This window comes from Actinomycetota bacterium (genome assembly GCA_035540895.1).
In the GTDB taxonomy this organism is placed as follows: Bacteria; Actinomycetota; JAICYB01; order JAICYB01; family JAICYB01; genus DATLFR01.
Window position 1 is genome coordinate 1 of record DATLFR010000211.1, and the last position, 3,534, is coordinate 3,534.

General features: G+C 70.4%; 3 protein-coding genes. 1 reads left to right on the top strand and 2 read right to left on the bottom strand.

Features of this window, described 5'->3' with window-relative positions:
• Positions 1–701: LemA family protein (locus tag VM840_11825; GenBank protein ID HVL82266.1), on the top strand; the 701-nt coding region annotated here is incomplete at its 5' end.
• Positions 702–750: 49 nt separating this feature from the next.
• Here the strand turns inward: VM840_11825 and VM840_11830 are convergent.
• Together VM840_11830 and VM840_11835 are read right to left on the bottom strand one after the other, a co-directional pair.
• A complete protein-coding gene (locus tag VM840_11830; protein ID HVL82267.1) occupies positions 751–1,974 on the bottom strand; it encodes a right-handed parallel beta-helix repeat-containing protein in 1,224 nt (407 codons plus the stop codon).
• Positions 1,975–2,064: 90 nt separating this feature from the next.
• Positions 2,065–3,534: hypothetical protein (locus VM840_11835; protein ID HVL82268.1), on the bottom strand; the 1,470-nt coding region annotated here is incomplete at its 5' end.

Consider the following 3,534-nt stretch of genomic DNA (forward strand, 5'->3'; position numbering starts at 1 on the left):
GGTGGCGGAGGCGGCGGAGGTGCATGGTGACCGGGATCGTTCTCGCGCTCGTGGTGCTGGTCGTGGCGGTCGCCCTGCTCGCGATCTCCCTCTACAACCGATTCGTACGCCTGCGGAACCGGGCCGACAACGCGTGGGCCCAGGTCGATGTGCAGCTCCGCCGGCGCTACGATCTCATCCCGAACCTCATCGAGACGGTGAAGGGGTACGCCTCCCACGAGCGTGAGGTGTTCCAGCGCGTCACCGAGGCGCGCTCGATGGGTGTGCAGGCGCGGACGGTCGCCGAGCAGTCGCAGGCGGAGAACATGCTCACGGCGGCGCTTCGGCAGCTCTTCGCGGTCGCCGAGGCATACCCGGAGCTGCGCGCGAACGAGAACTTCCTCCAGCTCCAGGGCCAACTGCAGGACACCGAGAACCAGATCGCGGTCGCCCGGCAGATCTACAACGACACGGTGCTGCTGTACAACAACGCGGTCCAGACCTTCCCCGGGGTGTTGCTGGCGGGTCCGCTGGGCTTCGCCGCGCGCGACTACCTCGAGATCGAGGAGGTGTCGCGGCAGACGCCGCAGGTGGACTTCCGAGACATGCCGGGCCGGGAGCCTACGCCCGGCGAACGCGGCGCCAGCATGCCTCCGGCCACCGGGGGGACGGGTCCGGAGTCGGAGGGGCCCGGACCGGCCGGGACAGCGCCCCCGACCTAGCGGAAGGGACCGGCGGGAGGCGCAAGCGCCCCCCGCCGGTGGATCGAGATCAGAACCCGGCTAGCGGGTCCGGCATCGTCTCCTGCTCGTCCGGCACGGGCTGGTCGCGCCAGTTGTCGTTGCCCGAGTAACGGACGAGCCCGGTTACGAGCTCGACCGTGCTGACGGGCCCGCCGCTGACGGGCAGGTTCCTCAGCGAACCTCCCTGGATCTCGCACCCGTAGAGCGTCTCGATACGGGGTGGGTCGCTGGTCGCGAACGTGTTGCCGCCGAAGCAGTTCCAGTCTCCCGAGCCGGCGGCGAGGGAGAGGTCGTAGAAGCCGCTGTCCGCGACCGTGTTGCGCTCGACGCGGTTCCCGGCCGCCCGGTACACGTTCGGGGTCTCGTGGGGGAAGGGGAAGACGACGATCCCGTAGCGGTTCGAGTCGAAGACCTGGTTGCCGTGAACGAGCGTGTACATCGAACCGGCCAGGCCGATCCCCATCCCGAATGCTGCCGCGTTGATGCCGCGCAGCGGCACGTCGGGGTTGGATCCTGATCCCTGGATGAGGTTGTTCCGGATCACGATGCAGCACTGCGGCGGCAGCTTCTCGGAGTCGAGGGTGTTCGGGAGGATCCCGGCGCCGTTGGCGATCCAGCGGGAGTCCTCGATGACGAGGTTGCCGCTCGCGTTGGTGCCGGAGTACCCGAGCCCGTTGTTCACCGAGTCGACATCGCGGATCGTGGCATCGCACGGGTTGCACTCGCCGATGTAGAAGCCCGCGTCCGGGTTCCCGGACGCGTACGACTTCTCGAACAGGCCGGGACCGGACGAACCGAGCGCATAGACGCCGTATATCCCGTTGTTGTACGCCGTGAGGTAGCGGCCGTGGTACCCCGCGGTCCCCGTCCAGAAGAACGCGGTGTGGGTGAACCCGGAGGCGGTCATGTTGGCCACCTCGACCCCGCGCGCGGTGATGAGGAAGCCGTAGCGGTCGGTCTGGCTGTCACCCTCTAGGTGAACGTCGTTGCGATCGGTGCCTCGGATGGTGATGCCATCCTTGCCGGCGCCCACCACTACCTCTTCCGAGTAGGTCCCCGGTCCGATGAGGACGAGGTCGCCGGGCTCGGCCGCGTTCACCGCCGCCTGGATCGAGTCATGACCCGTCGTGCAGCGTCCGGCGTAGGAGCCCACGTCGTCCACGCATCGGATGTTCGCGCCGGAGGCGCTCGCGGCCGAAGCCCCCGGTACGACGAGCCCCGCCACGACAGCGGCGGCCAGAAGTGCACGCAACGAGCTAGAGCGCATGCGCAACCCCCATGGTCGGTTTCGAGCAGATCCTCAACTGAGGGGTTCTTCTCCGCGCCCGCGGGCGATCCCTGCTCAGGGGGTCGCGCGCGGCGTGGGGGACGAGGTCCCCCGGGGGCTCCCGGTTGGGGACGGGCTCCCGCGTGGGCTCGGACCGGGCGACCCCTCGGGAGTCGGGGACGGCTCCGGAGCCTCCATCGCCTCGGCGAAGGCGACGAGCTCGTCGAGCGTCGCGTACCCGGAGACCACCACGAAGACGTCGTCGACCCAGCCCCAGACGTGGGGGGGAACCTCGGGCGAGACAGCGTACCGAAGCTCCCTGCCCTCACCCCCGGGCAGGATGCGCTCGTTCAGCGGCATCGTCGTGTCCGGGATGGGCGAGTCCGCCACCTCGAACGGGCCGCGACGCACCTGGCGCTGATCCACGACCACCGTGGTCATCCCGTCGAAGTAGGTGGTCTGGACCACCCCCGTCGGGGCGGGGTACCTCTCGCGGGGCCCCCAGGGTGGGGGGTCCTCGGTCACCGCGACCGTGGACTGCTCCCTGAAGGTCCCGGGGATGGACGTCGGGGTCAACAGCCACGTCAGGTCCTCGGACGCGGCCTCGCGCGTGGTGGCTTCGAACCCCGCGTCGGTGGTCTCCGGATCGACGTCCTCGGGTGGCTCGATGCGGAACTCGCCGGGGAGGGCGACCCCGTTCAGCTCGACCGAGGTGAGGTCCACGCGCTCCACCGTCATGCGGTCCCGGTCGCCGAACGCCGTGTCGATCGCTTCCTGGGTCAGCAGCTCCTCCGGCCCGAGCACCTGGGCGTCCTGGCGCGCGATGGACCGTATGACACGCAGCGGGAAGTAGGTCTGGGCGTCCAGGTGCATCTCGATGGTGTCCGCGCGGGTGAACGGGTCCGGGTCGACCCGGAAGCGGACCCGGTACACCCGGTGGTCCTCTATCTGACCCTCGCCGAGCACCTCGACGCTCCGGGCACCCACGAGGAGGCGGGCGGGGGCGGCGACCGCTTGGTCGAGCGTCCCGAGCAGCGGGACGAACGGTCCGGACGGGGGCCCGGCCGCCGGACCCGAGACCGCGTCCAGACGGCGGTCGTCGGGCTCCACGGTGAGCGTCCTGATCCCGTCCTCCGCCGTCCGCACCACCGTGGTGCGGGTCCGTCCGGTGTCCGGGATCTGCAGGGCGTTCTCGTCGCGCAGGCGGCCCGGCTCCTCGTAGACGAGCCTCCCCTCGATCGTGGCCAGCGAGAACGAGAACGTGGCCCGGTCCTCCGTATCGCGCTGAGGGAGCCGGTAGACGCTGAGCCGGCCGATCGTGTACTCGGCCTGCAGGACCTCGAGCTCGCCGAAGACGTTCGCCACCCCGCGCTGCACGACGGCGGCGGCGGGCAGGGGGGAGGCGGCGGGCGTCTCCCGCCCGCCGCGGGTGAGCAGCGAGAGGGCCACCAACCCGATGACGATCGCCGCGGCGATGAGCCCGACCAGGGCGGCCGGCTTCTTCGACGACTGGCGAGCGGGGGTCGGGTCCTCCTCCCACAGGAC